This window comes from Streptomyces milbemycinicus, from assembly GCF_002154605.1.
Lineage (GTDB): Bacteria > Actinomycetota > Actinomycetes > Streptomycetales > Streptomycetaceae > Streptomyces > Streptomyces milbemycinicus.
Map to the genome: position 1 here is coordinate 1 of NZ_MUNE01000271.1, position 13,289 is coordinate 13,289.

15 protein-coding genes and 2 pseudogenes are annotated in these 13,289 nt (G+C 72.2%); all 17 read right to left on the reverse strand.

Annotated features, from left to right (window positions below; all coding sequences use genetic code 11):
- Window positions 1–77: 77 nt before the first annotated feature.
- Complete coding sequence (locus CCN51_RS21905; protein WP_014179330.1) at window positions 78–1,007, reverse strand: alpha/beta hydrolase; 930 nt, start codon at window positions 1,005–1,007, stop codon at window positions 78–80.
- 119 nt (window positions 1,008–1,126) lie between these two features.
- Window positions 1,127–1,873 (reverse strand): 2-hydroxychromene-2-carboxylate isomerase, encoded by a 747-nt coding sequence (locus tag CCN51_RS21910; RefSeq protein ID WP_014179329.1) that lies wholly within the window; start codon window positions 1,871–1,873, stop codon window positions 1,127–1,129.
- 41 nt (window positions 1,874–1,914) lie between these two features.
- The gene (gene fabG, locus CCN51_RS21915) at window positions 1,915–2,712 is read right to left on the reverse strand and encodes a 3-oxoacyl-[acyl-carrier-protein] reductase (RefSeq protein ID WP_014179328.1); all 798 of its coding nucleotides are present in this window, start codon (window positions 2,710–2,712) and stop codon (window positions 1,915–1,917) included.
- Window positions 2,713–2,716: 4 nt separating this feature from the next.
- Window positions 2,717–3,712: a 3-hydroxyacyl-ACP dehydratase FabZ family protein gene (locus CCN51_RS57650; RefSeq protein WP_014179327.1), complete on the reverse strand. Its 996-nt coding sequence runs from the start codon at window positions 3,710–3,712 to the stop codon at window positions 2,717–2,719.
- Window position 3,713: 1 nt separating this feature from the next.
- Window positions 3,714–3,968 carry an acyl carrier protein gene (locus CCN51_RS21930; RefSeq protein ID WP_014179326.1) on the reverse strand — a complete coding sequence of 85 codons (255 nt, stop codon included), beginning with the start codon at window positions 3,966–3,968 and terminating at the stop codon, window positions 3,714–3,716.
- A 58-nt stretch (window positions 3,969–4,026) separates the two neighbouring features.
- Window positions 4,027–5,016 carry an ACP S-malonyltransferase gene (locus tag CCN51_RS21935; protein ID WP_014179325.1) on the reverse strand — a complete coding sequence of 330 codons (990 nt, stop codon included), beginning with the start codon at window positions 5,014–5,016 and terminating at the stop codon, window positions 4,027–4,029.
- A 33-nt stretch (window positions 5,017–5,049) separates the two neighbouring features.
- Complete coding sequence (locus CCN51_RS21940; protein ID WP_014179324.1) at window positions 5,050–6,183, reverse strand: beta-ketoacyl synthase N-terminal-like domain-containing protein; 1,134 nt, start codon at window positions 6,181–6,183, stop codon at window positions 5,050–5,052.
- Window positions 6,184–6,254: 71 nt separating this feature from the next.
- Entirely contained in the window at window positions 6,255–6,656 is a 402-nt protein-coding gene (locus tag CCN51_RS21945; protein WP_014179323.1) for a hypothetical protein, read from the reverse strand.
- A 2-nt stretch (window positions 6,657–6,658) separates the two neighbouring features.
- Window positions 6,659–7,066: a hypothetical protein gene (locus tag CCN51_RS21950; RefSeq protein ID WP_043487518.1), complete on the reverse strand. Its 408-nt coding sequence runs from the start codon at window positions 7,064–7,066 to the stop codon at window positions 6,659–6,661.
- Complete coding sequence (locus CCN51_RS21955) at window positions 7,066–7,392, reverse strand: DsrE family protein (RefSeq protein ID WP_014179321.1); 327 nt, start codon at window positions 7,390–7,392, stop codon at window positions 7,066–7,068. Before CCN51_RS21955 ends, CCN51_RS21950 begins: the two co-directional genes overlap by 1 nt.
- The gene (locus CCN51_RS21960; RefSeq protein WP_014179320.1) at window positions 7,389–8,354 is read right to left on the reverse strand and encodes an alpha/beta hydrolase; all 966 of its coding nucleotides are present in this window, start codon (window positions 8,352–8,354) and stop codon (window positions 7,389–7,391) included. Before CCN51_RS21960 ends, CCN51_RS21955 begins: the two co-directional genes overlap by 4 nt.
- Window positions 8,355–8,381: 27 nt before the next feature.
- A complete protein-coding gene (locus CCN51_RS21965; RefSeq protein ID WP_014179319.1) occupies window positions 8,382–9,173 on the reverse strand; it encodes an SDR family oxidoreductase in 792 nt (263 codons plus the stop codon).
- Between the two features lie 7 nt (window positions 9,174–9,180).
- Window positions 9,181–10,200, reverse strand: coding sequence for a beta-ketoacyl synthase N-terminal-like domain-containing protein (locus CCN51_RS21970; protein ID WP_086859993.1), 1,020 nt, complete (start codon window positions 10,198–10,200; stop codon window positions 9,181–9,183).
- Window positions 10,197–10,727, reverse strand: a complete 531-nt coding sequence (locus CCN51_RS57655) for a beta-ketoacyl-[acyl-carrier-protein] synthase family protein (protein WP_245881666.1) — start codon at window positions 10,725–10,727, stop codon at window positions 10,197–10,199. The genes CCN51_RS21970 and CCN51_RS57655 overlap by 4 nt, the downstream gene beginning before the upstream one ends.
- A 75-nt stretch (window positions 10,728–10,802) precedes the next feature.
- Window positions 10,803–11,431, reverse strand: a pseudogene (locus CCN51_RS57660) (beta-ketoacyl synthase N-terminal-like domain-containing protein); the annotation flags it as partial.
- A complete protein-coding gene (locus tag CCN51_RS60040; RefSeq protein WP_043491431.1) occupies window positions 11,431–12,456 on the reverse strand; it encodes a thioesterase family protein in 1,026 nt (341 codons plus the stop codon). The gene CCN51_RS60040 and the pseudogene CCN51_RS57660, both read right to left, overlap by 1 nt.
- Window positions 12,457–12,615: 159 nt before the next feature.
- A pseudogene (locus tag CCN51_RS60045) lies at window positions 12,616–13,215 on the reverse strand (alpha/beta fold hydrolase); the annotation flags it as partial.
- Window positions 13,216–13,289: the final 74 nt, after the last annotated feature.

Here is a 13,289-nt window from a genome sequence, read left to right on the forward strand (position 1 = left end):
ACGATTGGCGATGAGCACCTTTTGCATGCTCTCTCTTCCCTCTGTCAGAAGAACCGTCCGTCCAGGACGGTCAGTGGCTACCCCAGGGCCCGCTTGAGGAAATCCAGTACGACATTCGCATATGCCTCGGGATCGGTCTCCAAGCCGAGCAGATGCTCGGCGTTCGGCAGGACATGCGTCTCGGCCTGGGCATAACGCTCAGCGAGCGCGTCCACTGAGGAAGGCGGCACGATGGCGTCCCGCTCCCCCGACATGAACAGCAGTGGTATCTCGGCGAACTTCCCCGTCGCGGGCGGCGGCCACTGCGCCCGGACCAGGGCGGGCGCCAGCGAGCACAGCACCCCTTTGACCACCGACAGCGACGGCTCCCCGCTCAGCAGCGCCGGCACCGGCAACATCCCGGCCTCCAGGTACTTGCGCAGCAGCGGCGGTACGTCATGACCGGGGCCGCTGTCGCACACCAGCGCGTCCACGGCGAACCCCTCATGCGTCAGCGCCCACATGGACGAGAAACAGGAGAAGGAGAAGCCGAAGACGGCCAGCCGGGCCTGGCCGTAGCCCTGGCTGCCGCGCAGATGGGAGACGACGGCGGTGACGTCGCTGGCGAACCGGTCGCCGAGGCCGAGCAGCGCCCGGTCGACGCTGCTGGCCCCGTGGTTGCGGTGGTCGAACAGACAGACCGTGTAGCCCGCGTCGTGCAGGAACTTGGCGTGACCGAGGCTGCGCGTCTTGCTCATCCCCATGCTGTGCCCGAGGACCACCACCTTCTGCTCGGATCCGGGGCACAGCCAGGCGTGGACATACTTCCGGGCGGCGAAGGGGATCTTCAGCTCCGTGGCGGGCAGGCCGTAGTCCCGCGGATGCCCGTCGTCCTGTGCCCGGCGCGGATGGAAGGCCCGGTACGCCAGCGAGGCCCCGTACAGCGGGGCCAGCGGCAGCGCCGCGGCCGACAGGACGCGGGACTTCAGCGCGGGATACCGTACCGACTTCTGCCGTGGCTCGGGCATCTGCGTCCTCCGTGCAGGGAAGGGGTGTCCGTCGGGAGTCAGAGCGGTCTCGTCTCGGTCGTCTCGGGTGGATCGGTCACATGGGCGGTGCGGGTGGTGCGTGCGGGTCGTGTCTGCGGTCAGCCGCAGCCCCCGGCATGGCCCTGGTCGCCCGAGCGGGCGGCGGCAGGGGGCACCGCCCAGCGGTAGCTGGGGGAGTCCAGCCCGCCGGACCCACCAGGCTCTACAGGCTCGGGGCGGGCGCGGGCGCGTACGGACTCGACGAAGGCGGGCAGCCGGTCCACCCCCCAGAACTTGTCGTAGCCGTGCAGGAAGAACGGGACGCCGAACGCCCCGTCCCGGCCCAGGGCGAGCAGCGCCGCAAGGCCCGGCCCCTCACGCAGCTCCCGGTCCTCGGCCGCCCCCGCCAGCCGCTCGGCCGGCAGCCCCAGTTCCTCGGCGATGTCCGCGACCGTCGCCGGATCGCAGATGTCGCGCCCTTCCTGCCAGCGCGCCCGGTACACGCGCTCGATGTACCGGGGGCCGTGCCCGGCCTCCAGCGCCAGGAAGTACGCGAGGTGCGGCACCTCCCACACCGGGTCCTCGTCCAGCGGCCAGCTGATGTCGAGTCCGCGGGCGCGGGCGAGCCGCCGTACGTCCTGCAGGATGTAGAGGTGCTTCTCCCGGGTCATCGGGGTGTACGGGAACGTCTCGCCGTGCTCTTTCATGAGGCGTTCACCGTCCGCGTCCGGCTCCCACCACGGATGCCATTCGACCGCCTGTGCGACGTCCGAATAGCGGTCCGTCAGATCACGGTAGGCGATCCAGCTGTACGGACTGCGAAAGTTGAAATAGAAGCGTGGCACCTTGCCGCGCCTGCCGGCCATCGCCGATCCCCCCTTTCTGTTCCGTTTCCGTTCCGTGCGGCTCAGATGACGATGCCGCCGTCGACCTCGAAGACCGCGCCGGTCACATACTCCGCCCCGATGAGATACGCGACCATGTCAGCGACCTCTTCCGGGCGGCCGAAGCGGCCGAGCGGGATCTTCTTACGCGCCTCCTTCTGCGTACTTTCCGACAGCGAGGAGGTCATATCCGTATCGATGAAGCCCGGCGCCACCACATTGGCCCGGATGCCGTAGCGGCCGACCTCTTTGGCGAGCGACTTGGTGAATCCGATGATCCCCGCCTTGGACGCCGCGTAATTGCTCTGGGTGGCGTTTCCGTACACCCCGGCGACCGAGGAGATGTTGACGATGCAGCCGGATTTGCGCTTCATCATCTCGAACACCACCGAGCGGCACACGTGGTACGTGCCGTCCAGGTTCACGCCCAGCACCTGCCGCCACTCCTCGTCCTTCATCAGCAGCAGCGGATTGTCCTGGGTGATGCCCGCCGAGGTCACCGCGACATCGATGGCGCCCAACTGCTCCTGCGCGAAGGCGACCAGCTCGCGCACCGAGTCGGCGTCGGAGACGTCCGCCTGACTGCCGATCACCCGCCCGCCGCCCAGCTCCTCGGCCTCCTTCTCCAGGCTGCGGGCGGCGTCCGGGCTGGACTGGTAGCAGAACGCGACGTCGAAGCCGTCCCGGGCCAGCCGCAGCACCGTGGCGCGGCCGATGCCGCGCGAACCGCCGGAGACCAGCGCGACGCGGCGCGTCGTGGGTGGCGTGGCCTTCGTGGGTGGCGTGGGCTTCGTGGGCTTCGTCTCGTCCGTACTCGGCATCCGGTCACTCACCTCCCGTGGGGACCGCGTCCGTCAGGGCCGCGGCGGGGCGCATGGTCATCACCAGTCGGCCGACCGTCAGGGCGGTCTCGTCCCCGATCCGGCTCTCGCCCTCGAACATGAAGGTCTCGCCGACCTGGCGGGACAGCCGTACGCGGTGCTCGACGAGGTCACCGGGGACGGCCGGGCGCAGCGGTGTGGCGTCGGTGATACCGCCCAGCAGCATGACCTGACCGCTGAGCACATCGGGGTTCGGCTGGTCGTGGGCGACCAGCACTCCGGCGACATGGCACCAGGACTCGATCAGGGCCGTCCACGGGTAGTGGTAGTCCTCGTCGGCGGCCTTGTCCCGCACCCCTTCGTACCAGGGCTCGTTGCAGGTCACCGCCTTGAGACCGGTGGCACGGCCGCCGGGCACCAGCTCGGTGACCCGGTCGATCAGCAGCATGGGGTAGCGGTGCGGCAGCACCCGCCTGATCTCGCTGGTCGTGATCACCGTACGGTGCTCCGTCCGGTGCTCCGTCCGGTGCTCCTGGACCGCGGGCGCCGCTTCGGCGGTGCGCTCGGCCACGGCGGCTTCCCGCTGCCCGCCGCCGTCGCGGGCGTAGCGCAGCCGTACGAGCGCGACGGGCCCCCGCCCGGTGGACACGGCCACCCGGCAGCGCCAGGCCCCTGCCTCCCGCGGCCCGGTCCCCCGCGACCAGGTGATATCGCAGCTCAGCAGGTCGCCGGGGAAGACCGGGCTGGTGAACCGGGACGATTCGACGGCCGCCAGGGTCCAGTGCTCGCCGGGCTCGGGGAGCGTGGCCAGCGCGCCGCGGTGGGCGTACTCGACCACGCAGACGCCGGGGAAGACGGGGAAGCCGGGGAAGTGTCCGGCGAACACCCGCTCGTTCGCGTCGATGTGGACCCTGGTCCGGGCCGGGCGGCCGCCCGGGGCCCCGGGGTCGACGACCTCGATGGTGCCGTCGACCGGTCCGCACGCGGTTGTCGTCAGCACCTCACTTCTCCAGTTTCGAGGCCAGCAGGTCATAGACGTTGCTGAGACAGGTGATCTCCTTCATCTCCTGCTCCTGGAGCTTCACCGAGTACTTCTTCTCCAGGACGACCATGACCTCCAGGGCCATGAGGGAGTCGACGCCCAGCTCCGCCACGAAGTCGGCGTCGTCGGTGACCTCCTCCTCCTCGACGTCGAGGACGTCGGCGACGAAGGCGCGCAGCTCCTCCAGGTCCAGGGCGGCGGCGGTGTCTGCCATGGGTGTTCTCCTCGCGGTTCTAGTCGGGCGTCTCAGTCGGGCGTCGCAGTCGGGCGTCTCAGTCGGAAGGCGCGGTCAGCTTGGCGAGGGCGGCGGACGAGTCGACCGGGACGGTCGCCGCGTCCTTGGCGATCCGGCGGATCATCCCGGTCAGCTGGCGGCCGGGGCCGAGCTCCACGAAACGGGTGCAGCCGAGCTCACCGGCGAGCGTGCGGACGCACTCCTCCCAGCGCACCGGGCTGGTGAGCTGACGCAGCTCCAGCTCCCGCCACCGACCGCCGTCGGCGTACGCGCGGGCGTCCACGTTGGCGACGACGGGCATGTGCTCGGCGGCGAACTCCACGGCCGTCAGCGCCGCCTCCAGTTCGGCCGCCGCATCCGCCATGCGCGGGCTGTGGAAGGCGCCGCCGACCTTGAGCGGGATCACCTTGCCGCCGCTCTCGACGGCCGACTCGCCGAGCCGCGCCACGCCGTCGGCGGTGCCCGAGACGACGATGGCGCCGGGCGCGTTGACGTTGGCGACCCACAGCTCCTCGCCCGCCTCCTGGGCCCGCGCGGCCAGCGCCTCCACGGTCTCCGCGGCCAGGCGGACCACCGCGGCCATGGTGCCCGGCGACCGCTCGGCGCAGACGCGCATGGCGCGGCCTCGGGCGGCGACCAGACGCGCGGCGTCGGCGAGCGACAGCGCCCCCGCCGCGTACAGCGCGGTGTACTCACCCAGGCTGTGCCCCGCGCACGCGACCACCTCGCCCAGCACGCCGGCCGCTGCCGCCTCGCGATGGGCGAGCACTTCGGTGGTGAACACGGCGATCTGGGCCAGATCGGTGCGGCGCAGCGTCTCGTCGTCGGCCTTCAGCAGCAGGTCCTCGACGTCCACTCCGGTGTGCTCGGAGATCCCGGCGACCAGCGGCCAGGACTCGGCCTCCCGCCAGACCTCGCCCATGCCCTGCTTCTGGGCGCCCTGGCCCGGGAAGACAAGGGCGGTACGGGCGTTCCCGCTGTCTGTGCTCGCGCTGTTCTCTGTGCTCGCTCTGTCGTCGTGTCTCATCTCAACCAGCTCCTCACGGTGGTCCCGCGCGTGTTACGTGGTCGCTTGTGGCCGGGCCCGGAGGAGGGCCGCGCCGACCACGCCGTCCCGGTCCACCGAGGTGACCAGGGCCAGGCTGCCGGGGGCGGTGTCCGACCGCTCGGCGAGCGCCAGCACGGCGGTGATCTGGAAGGCCGCCGAGGCGGCGTAGGTGTCCCCGATGGAGTCGGCGGCCGATATCCGCAGCGGCTCATGGCCGGCCAGCACCTCCGCGAGGGCGGCGCGCTCCGCCTCCCCCTCCGCGCCCGGCGCCTGCGAATCGGCGACCGCCCAGATCTCGCCGGGCTCCACGCCCGTACGGTCCAGCAGCCGCCGTACCACGTCGGCGAGCACTGTACGGGCCCGCCCGGCGCCGCCGTCGGGGTCGCCGGCGAAGCCGAATTCGAGGCCGGCCACCTCGACCAGGCCGACGCGCCCGTGTTCGCGCGCGGCCGCGTCCGGCTCCAGCAGCCACACCGCCGCGCCCTCGCCGAGTACGGCCGCGGTGTCGCCGTCGGCGCGGGAGTGCCACTCCAGCCAGGCGCGGGCGGAGGAGAACTCCTCGACGGCCCCGCACAGCACGGTGGTGGCCCGCCCGGCGCGCTGCAGCCGCAGCGCGTACTGGAGGGTGAGCAGCCCGGTGGCGCGGCCGCCCGCGATGGTGGTGTTGGGGCCCTTGAACCCGTGCCAGATGGCGGTCTGCCCGGCCGCGCAGTTCATGACCGTGTTGGGGAACCGGGCCGGGTCCACGAAGAAGGGGCGCTCGCCGACCAGGGAGTCGCGGGTGAAGTCCATGATGGACTGGGCGCTTCCGGTGCTGGTGCCCAGCGCCACGCCGGTGTCCTCGCCCACGCCGGGGAGGCGTTCGGGCCGCTCGTCGGTGAGCAGTTGGCCGATGGCGGTCACGGCCAGGCCGGTGGCCCGGTCCATGGAGCGGGTGCCCTTGCGGCCCAGGATCTGCTTGACGTGGAAGTCCGGCACGAGGCAGGCCTCGTGGAAGGGCACCGACCACTCCTCGGGGTCCAGCGGCTTGCCGGCCCTGCGGCCGGAGCGCAGCCCGGTGGCGAAGTCCGCCCCGTGCAGGCCGAGCGGAGATATGGCGGCCCAGGCGGAGATGACCGGGCCGCTGGTGGCGGTGGCGAAGACCATGGATCCGTGCACTCCTTCGGTAGGGGCTGGGGCAGTGTGCGGGTGGGCGGCGCTCTTGCTCTCGGGCCCGGTCACAGGAACCACACCTGTTCGTACGAGGACCAGCGGGCGGCCAGTCCGCCTCCTTCGACGACCCGTACGCCGGGCAGCAGCCGGTCCGCGGCGGTGCGGCCGAGCGTGGTGAGGTCGGGCTCCTCGACCAGTACGGTCACGCCCGCGGCGAGGATGTCGCGCACTGTGGCGCGCGGGTCGGGGAGGGTGTCGAGGGTGCGGCCGCCGATGCGCAATGCCGGTTCGTAGTCGGTGGTCAGGGCGTAGCTGGCGGCGAGTCCGCGCAGGGCGAGATCGGTGCCGCCGCTCTGCCGGTGCAACTCGGTGATCAGGGACAGTACGTCGGCGAACTGCCGCTCGACCGCGCCCCGATAGGCCCGTTCGATCATCACCAGCCAGCGCGCCGTCGTCGTCTCGGGCATGGTCAGTGCACCCCCAGGGACAGGCACTTGCCGGCCACGGCCACGTGCTCGGCGTACTTGAACATGGGCCGCCTGCGCACCTGCGGGATCTGGTCGGCGGTGCCCCGCTCCTCGGCGCAGAAGGCGCAGACGTACCAGTAGAGGCGGTCCGGGTGGTCGGTCAGCAGCTCGCGCACGATCCGGGTGGCGGAGGGGTACTCCCGGTCCCAGTCGCCGTAGTTGCGCGGCTTGGTCTCGCCGAGGCCCGTCCAGGTCAGCCGGGTGGCATCGCCGCAGGCCCACACCTGGACCCGGGCGCCCTTGCCGAGCAGCGCGGTCGTCAGCCGCAGGGCGGAGCTGACGAGTTCGGTCTGGTGCGGGGCGCCGAGGAGTTGCAGCAGTACGTCGGTGGGGGGCGGCGACCAGGCCATCAGTGCCACACCGCCCGTAAGCGGGGCTCCAGCAGCCGGTCCGCCACCTCGTCCATGTCCGCGAGGCGGGATCCGGGCAGCAGATCCTCGGCGGGGAGGGCGCGCTGGGCGGCCGAGAAGGTGTCCACCCACAGCTCGCCGCCGTCCCGCAGAAAGGTGGCGACGCGGGGCGAGGCGCCGGGCACGGCGGCGGTCACCCCGTTCTCGACGAGGAACAGCACCACCCGGTGGCCGTCCTGGAGCAGCCGTACGGCGTCGCCGACGAACCGCTCACAGGCGGGCCCGGACTCCGCCCCGCCGCTCTCGACGAGCAGATGGTCGGTCATGGTCGCCCACCCCCCATGGCCCCCTCGGACGCGTCGAACGCCTCGGCCAGGAAGCCGAGGACCCGCTTCTCGTACTCCGCCGCGTCGAACCGCAGCCCCCGCATATGCGGGGCCCCGGCCGCCGTCCAGTGCTCGGCGCCGGGGTAGTGGCGGGCGGTCCGCGCGACGGCGTCGGGGCGGACGAAGGTGTCGTCGGCGCTGACGATGAACATCAGCCGGGTGTCGTACGCGGACAGGTCCGGCGGCCAGTCGGTCAGGCGCAGCATCCGCATCGCGAAGAACTCGAAGGCGCGCTCGTAGGCGGCGAACGTGAGCGGCCCGCGCAGCCAGGGCGGCAGGGTCCGCCCGCGCAGCGCGGCGAAGTGGCGCAGCCCGGCCGGGACGTCGTACGCCGGGCCGCTGTCCGCGATCACGGCGGCCACCGGCACCCGGGAGCGGCGCACCACCTGGAGCGCGGGCCAGGTCGAGAAGGAGAACCCGTACAGGGCGATCGCGCCGCCGCGCAGCCGGGGGTCGGCGGCGGTGGCGTGGAGCACATCCCGCAGATCGCTGGTGTAGCGCTCGGCCATGCGGCCCAGCGCCCGGTCCGCGCCGCTGTCCCCGTGATTGCGCATGTCGTACGCGATGACGTGGTGGCCCGCCCGGTGCAGCAGTTCGATATGGCCGAGCGCCATGGACTTGGTGCGGCCCATGCCGTGGCACACGATCACGGTGTGCGGCCCGGCGCCCGGCACCACCCAGGCGCGCAGCGGAACGCCGTCGAAGGAGGCCACCACGGTCTTGTGGAGCAGGGGCAGCCCCTTGTCGGCCGGGGTGCGGGCGCGGCCGGCGGGCAGCGGGGGGTGGTAGAGCTGATACGCGTGCTTGGCCGCGCCGACGATGCCCAGCAGCGGCGCCGCGGGGGCGCGCAGGGCGCCGCCCGGCCGCCGCGGCGCTGCGCCGCCGGTGTCTGCACTGGTCATCGTCGGTCCTCGGCCTACAGAGTGGAATCAGGTCAGGATTTCGCCGCCGTCGACCCCGATCACATTGCCGGTGATCCAGGAGGAGTCGGTGCGGGAGAGCAGGGAGATGGCTTCGGCGACGTCCTCGGGCCGGGTCAGCCTGTGGTGCGGATTGAGCCCGCGCGCGTACTCGGCGAGCCGGGCGCTGTCCGGAATGCGCTCCATGGACGGGGTCACGGTCACCCCGGCGCGCAGCGCGTTGACGGCGATACCGGAGGGGGCCAGCTCCATGGCGAGCTGGCGGACATGCGACTCCAGCGCGGACTTGGCCGCGGACACGGCGCCGTAGCTGGGCATGACGCGGGCGCCGCCCGCGCTGGTCATCGCGTACACCTTCGCGCCCTCGCGCAGCAGGCCCGCGGTGAACAGGTCCTGCGTCCAGTAGACGAGGGAGTGGGCCATCACGTCGAGCGTCATGTTCATCTGGCGGGAGGTCACACCCGGTTCGCCCTCGGGTGCGACGAAGGGCAGCAGGGTGCCGAAGGCGAGGGAGTGCACCAGGATCCTGACGCCGGACTCGCCGGTCAGTTCGGTGAACTGCGGCAGCAGTTCCTCCCGGGTTCTGGCGGAGGCCGCGTTGGCGTTGAAGAAGTGCGCCTGGACGCCGTGGGCGCACAGCTCCTCGCGCGCGACGGCGGCCTTGTCCTGCCCCTCCGCGGTGTCGAAGTGCACGCCCAGGATGTTGACGCCCTCGCGCGCCAGTTCCTGGGCGGTGGCCAGGCCCATGCCGCTGGACGCGCCCAGGATCAGGCACCAGGAGCCCTTGAGTGATGTGATCATCAGCCGCTCACCCTCCGCCTTCTTCCGCTCGTGCTTCCGCTCGTGCTTCGGCTTGTGTTTCGGCTTGTGTTTCGGCTTGTGTTTCGGGCCTTGTTCCAACTCCCGTATCGGGGCCGCCGGGAGTGACCAGGCACACGGCGGCGTTCCCCTCCGCCGCCGCGGTGAGCACCAGTCGCGCCGGGCCCGACCTGTCCGCCAGGGCGGCGGCGACCCGCGCCACCGGCTCCAGACAGCCGGCGCCCGCGCGCACGCGCTCGGCCCGCTCCCCCAGCGCCGCCGCGAAGGCCTCGCCCACCGGGGAGTCGTCGAGTACGGCCGTGATGGGCAGCGGGCCGTCAGGGACATGGCCCAGTACTTCGAGCGCACCGTCGACCAGTACCCGGGCGCGCTCCGCGCCGTGCGCACCGGCGGCCAAGGCGGGCGGCAGGAAGAACGAGCGGACCGCCACCCGGCCGTACGCCCGCCCGCCGCGCGCCGCGACGGCCGCCGCCGGCTCCAGCACCAGGGCGACCGCCCCGGCCTCGGAGGTGTCCGCCCCCGGCTCGCCCTCGGCCAGTACCTGCTCGGTGGCCCCGGCCAGCAGCCAGCCGGCCCGGCCGGCGGCGAGGGCGCGCTGACCGGTCTCGATGGCTTCGAGACCGGCGACCCGGGGGCTGACGAAGGTGACGTTGAAGCCCTTGAGCTCATGCTCCATCGCCAGGCGGCTGCCGAAGAGGTTGATGGAGAAGTACGGGGCGAGGACCGGGCTCAGATCGGCGGCGCCGGTCTCCATGACCGTACGGTCCATCGCGTCGTGCAGTGAGGCGGCCGCGCTGTTGGTGCCGACGGCGGCGGCGCGGCGCTCTGCGTCGACCGCCTCCAGGGTGTCGTCCTGCCCGATGTCGGCCAGGGCCCGTTTGGCGGCGGCGAGGAAGTACTGGGAGGCGGTGGGCAGGTACTTGTAGCCGCGGCGGCCGAGCGCGGTCTTGAAGTCGAACCCCTCGGGGCGCACCGTCCCGACGCCCGACACGATCAGTTCAGCGGTCATGAGGACGCCTCCTGGAGCACGAGCGAGACGTTGTTGCCACCGAAGGCGTAGGCGTTGACCAGGCCGTAGGGCGCGGTCATGGGGGTCGGCTCGGCGGGCAGCGGCACCTCGCACTCGGGGTCGAGCGGGCCCACGGGCACGTTCGGCGGGAGCGTCTTGTGGTGCAGTACGAGTACGGCGGCCAGCGCCGCGAAGGCGCCCGCCGCGCCGCCGGTGTGGCCGAGCAGCGCCTTGACGCTGTAGAGCGGGGTGAGCGGGGCGGCCTCGCCGAGCACGTTGGACAGCGCCCGGGCCTCCACGACGTCGTTGAGCTCGGTGCCGGTGCCGTGCGGCACGACAAACCCGAGCGGGCCGGTCCCAGCCGCCCCGGGGGCTGTATCGGCGTCCGTGTCGAGGGCCGGGTCCGCCTCCCGCAGGGCCTCGCGCATCGCGCGCTCGATCTGTGCGCCGCCGGGCTCGGGCGCGGTCGCGTGGTACGCGTCGCAGCTCCAGCCGGTGCCCGCCAGGCGTGCGTAGACCGTCTTCACGCCCCGTGCGCGTGCATGCGCCGCCGACTCCAGGACCAGTACGGCGGCGCCCTCGCCGAAGATCGTCCCGCGCCGGTCGGCGGCGAACGGGCGGCACCGCTCGGGGTCGATCGCGCCCAGCCGGTTGAAGCAGGCCAGCGCGGTGCGGGAGTACGCCTCGGTGCCGCCGGCGAGNNCTCGCCGGAGCGGATCAGATCGGCGGCGACGGACAGGGCGTAGCCACTGGCGGCGCAGGCGTTGCTGAGGCTGGTGTTGGCGCCCTGCGCGCCGAGCCATGCGCCGACCGCCGAGGCGACCGGGAAGACCGGCGCCCAGCGGTCGTGCTTGGCGGGCTCGCCGGCGCGCCGCCGCTCGTGCAGATCGGAGTCGCCCATACCGCTGCTGATCGCGACGGCCACCCGGCGCGGGTCCACCCCGGCCAGCCCGGCCAGCCCCGCGCTCTCGACCGCCTCGCGCGCCGCCTCGATGGCGAACTGGGATGCGCGCCCCAGCGGCAGCCCGTCCAACTCCTCCGTCCCGACCGGCAGATCGGCCTCCGGCACCAGATACATATGCGGATGGTCCATATGCGCGAGCGGATCGGGCACCCGCGTCGGCGCGCTGCGCGCGGTGTGCATGCCCCGCCACAGGGCGCCGGTGCCCGAGCCCACACAGCTCAGCGCGCCCAGGCCGGTGACCAGTACGTCGGTGGTGTCGGCGGACATCAGCTGCCGCCGGGCTTTCCGGGCGCCGCGGACTTTCCGCCGAGCGCGCTCAGCACCCGCTGGTCGAAGGGGACCAGATGCCAGTCGCGGCGGTTCTCGATCACCGCGTAGCCGTGCACGATCCGGCCGGTCGCGGTGAGCGTGAGCTTGCCGTCGCGGATGACGTAGCAGTCCATGCGGGAGGTGTAGGTGAAGTCCTTGAAGATCTCCTCCACGGTGTAGACCGTGTAGAGGTCTTCCTCCATCAGCGCCTCGTCGACGACGCGGATCACGGAGTGCGGGACGACGGGTATCCACTTGCGGTCGTCCAGCAGGGTCTTGATGGATATACCGCGGTCGAGGACGAAGCGGTCCTTGGCCTCCTCCATGAGCCGCAGATAGCCGGACATCTGAAGGCGCTCGGTGAAGTGGCAGTAGGGGTAGGTGATGTTCCACTTCCAGGCGTAGGCGTTACGGCCCTCGGTCAGGGCCGCCAGCACCGCCGCCTCGTCCCCGCCCGCCGCCAGCACCGCGTCCGCCGCCACACAGGCCCCGGCCGCCTCCGCCGCGCCCTCGTGCCCGCCGAGCCGGCCGACGGTGAAGGGGGCGAGCTCCTCGGGCGCCTCGACGGGCGGGTCGAGATAGGTGTCCGTACGCAGCGAGACACGCACCTTGGAGGTGACGGCCTTGAGCGTCGAATCGTCGCGGTCGACGCGAATGGTCACCCGGAAGCCGAGGGTGCCGTCGTCGGCCGAGGTGTCCGGCACCACCTCCGCCTCCGCCTCGTCGTCCATGTGGAACGCGTGCAGGATGCGGCTGTCCAGGCCGACGATGTCCAGGCCGAGCCCGTACTCCTCGTACAGCAGCCGGGCCGGCACCCCGCAGTGCGCGAAGTGGACCAGCACGGCCTCTTCCACGAGGTAGTTGACGTGCTTGAAACCGATCCAGGTGCAGATATTGGAGCCCTCATAGCGGGGGCGCAGCCGCACGGTGGTGGTATCGGCGAGCAGGGCCTTGGTCAATGTCGGCGCGACCGCAGCTGTCATCAGGTGTACTCCATCGGGAACAGAAAGGGCTTCGCCCGGCCGGGGGTGCCGGGCGGCAATAGTGCGGAGGAAGCCGTTGACCGCTTCCGAAAACTCGTCGGCGCCCTCGATCATCGGGAAGTGCCCGACGTCGGTGAGCACGCGCACATCGGCGTCGGGCAGCGCCTTTGCCAGCCCCATGGCCTCGGCGGGCGGGGCAGCCGCATCCCGCTCCCCGCTGACGATGAGGAACGGGGTCCGCAGGCGCTCGACCGGCAGCCGAGGGGTCGCCAGATACGTCTCGAAGAAGCGCATCCAGCCGTACGGGCCGACGTGTTCGCGGACCTTCAGCGCCATCTGGCGCCGTACGTCGGGGGACAGCCGGTCACCGGCGCTGACCCGCAGGCCGTCTTCGAGGATCTGGTCGAAGTTGTTGACGTAGAACGACAGCGTGGCCCAGTCGAAGTCGTGCTTGCGCGCCCGATAGAAGGGGGAGACGAGAATGACCCCGGCAGGCGCTTGTCCCTCGGCGTCGGCCTCGGCCAGCCAGGAGAGCAGCGCGGCGGCCCCGAAGGAGTGGCCGGCGATCACATCGGGCCCGCCGGGCACCCGGGCCACGGCCTCCGCCACCCAGTGGGTGACCGGGCGGTCCGGCCAGCCGGGCCGCGAGAATCCGCTCCAGGGGAGATCGGCCGCCCACACCTCCCAGGCCGGGTCGACGAGTCCGCTGAAGCCGTCCCATACGGCGGCGCCACCGGCCAGCCCGTGCAACAGCAACATGCGCGTGGGGGCGGCGTCGGTGGCGGCCGCCGTATGGGACGGCTTCAGCGGACTCGTCGACCCGGCCTGGGAGG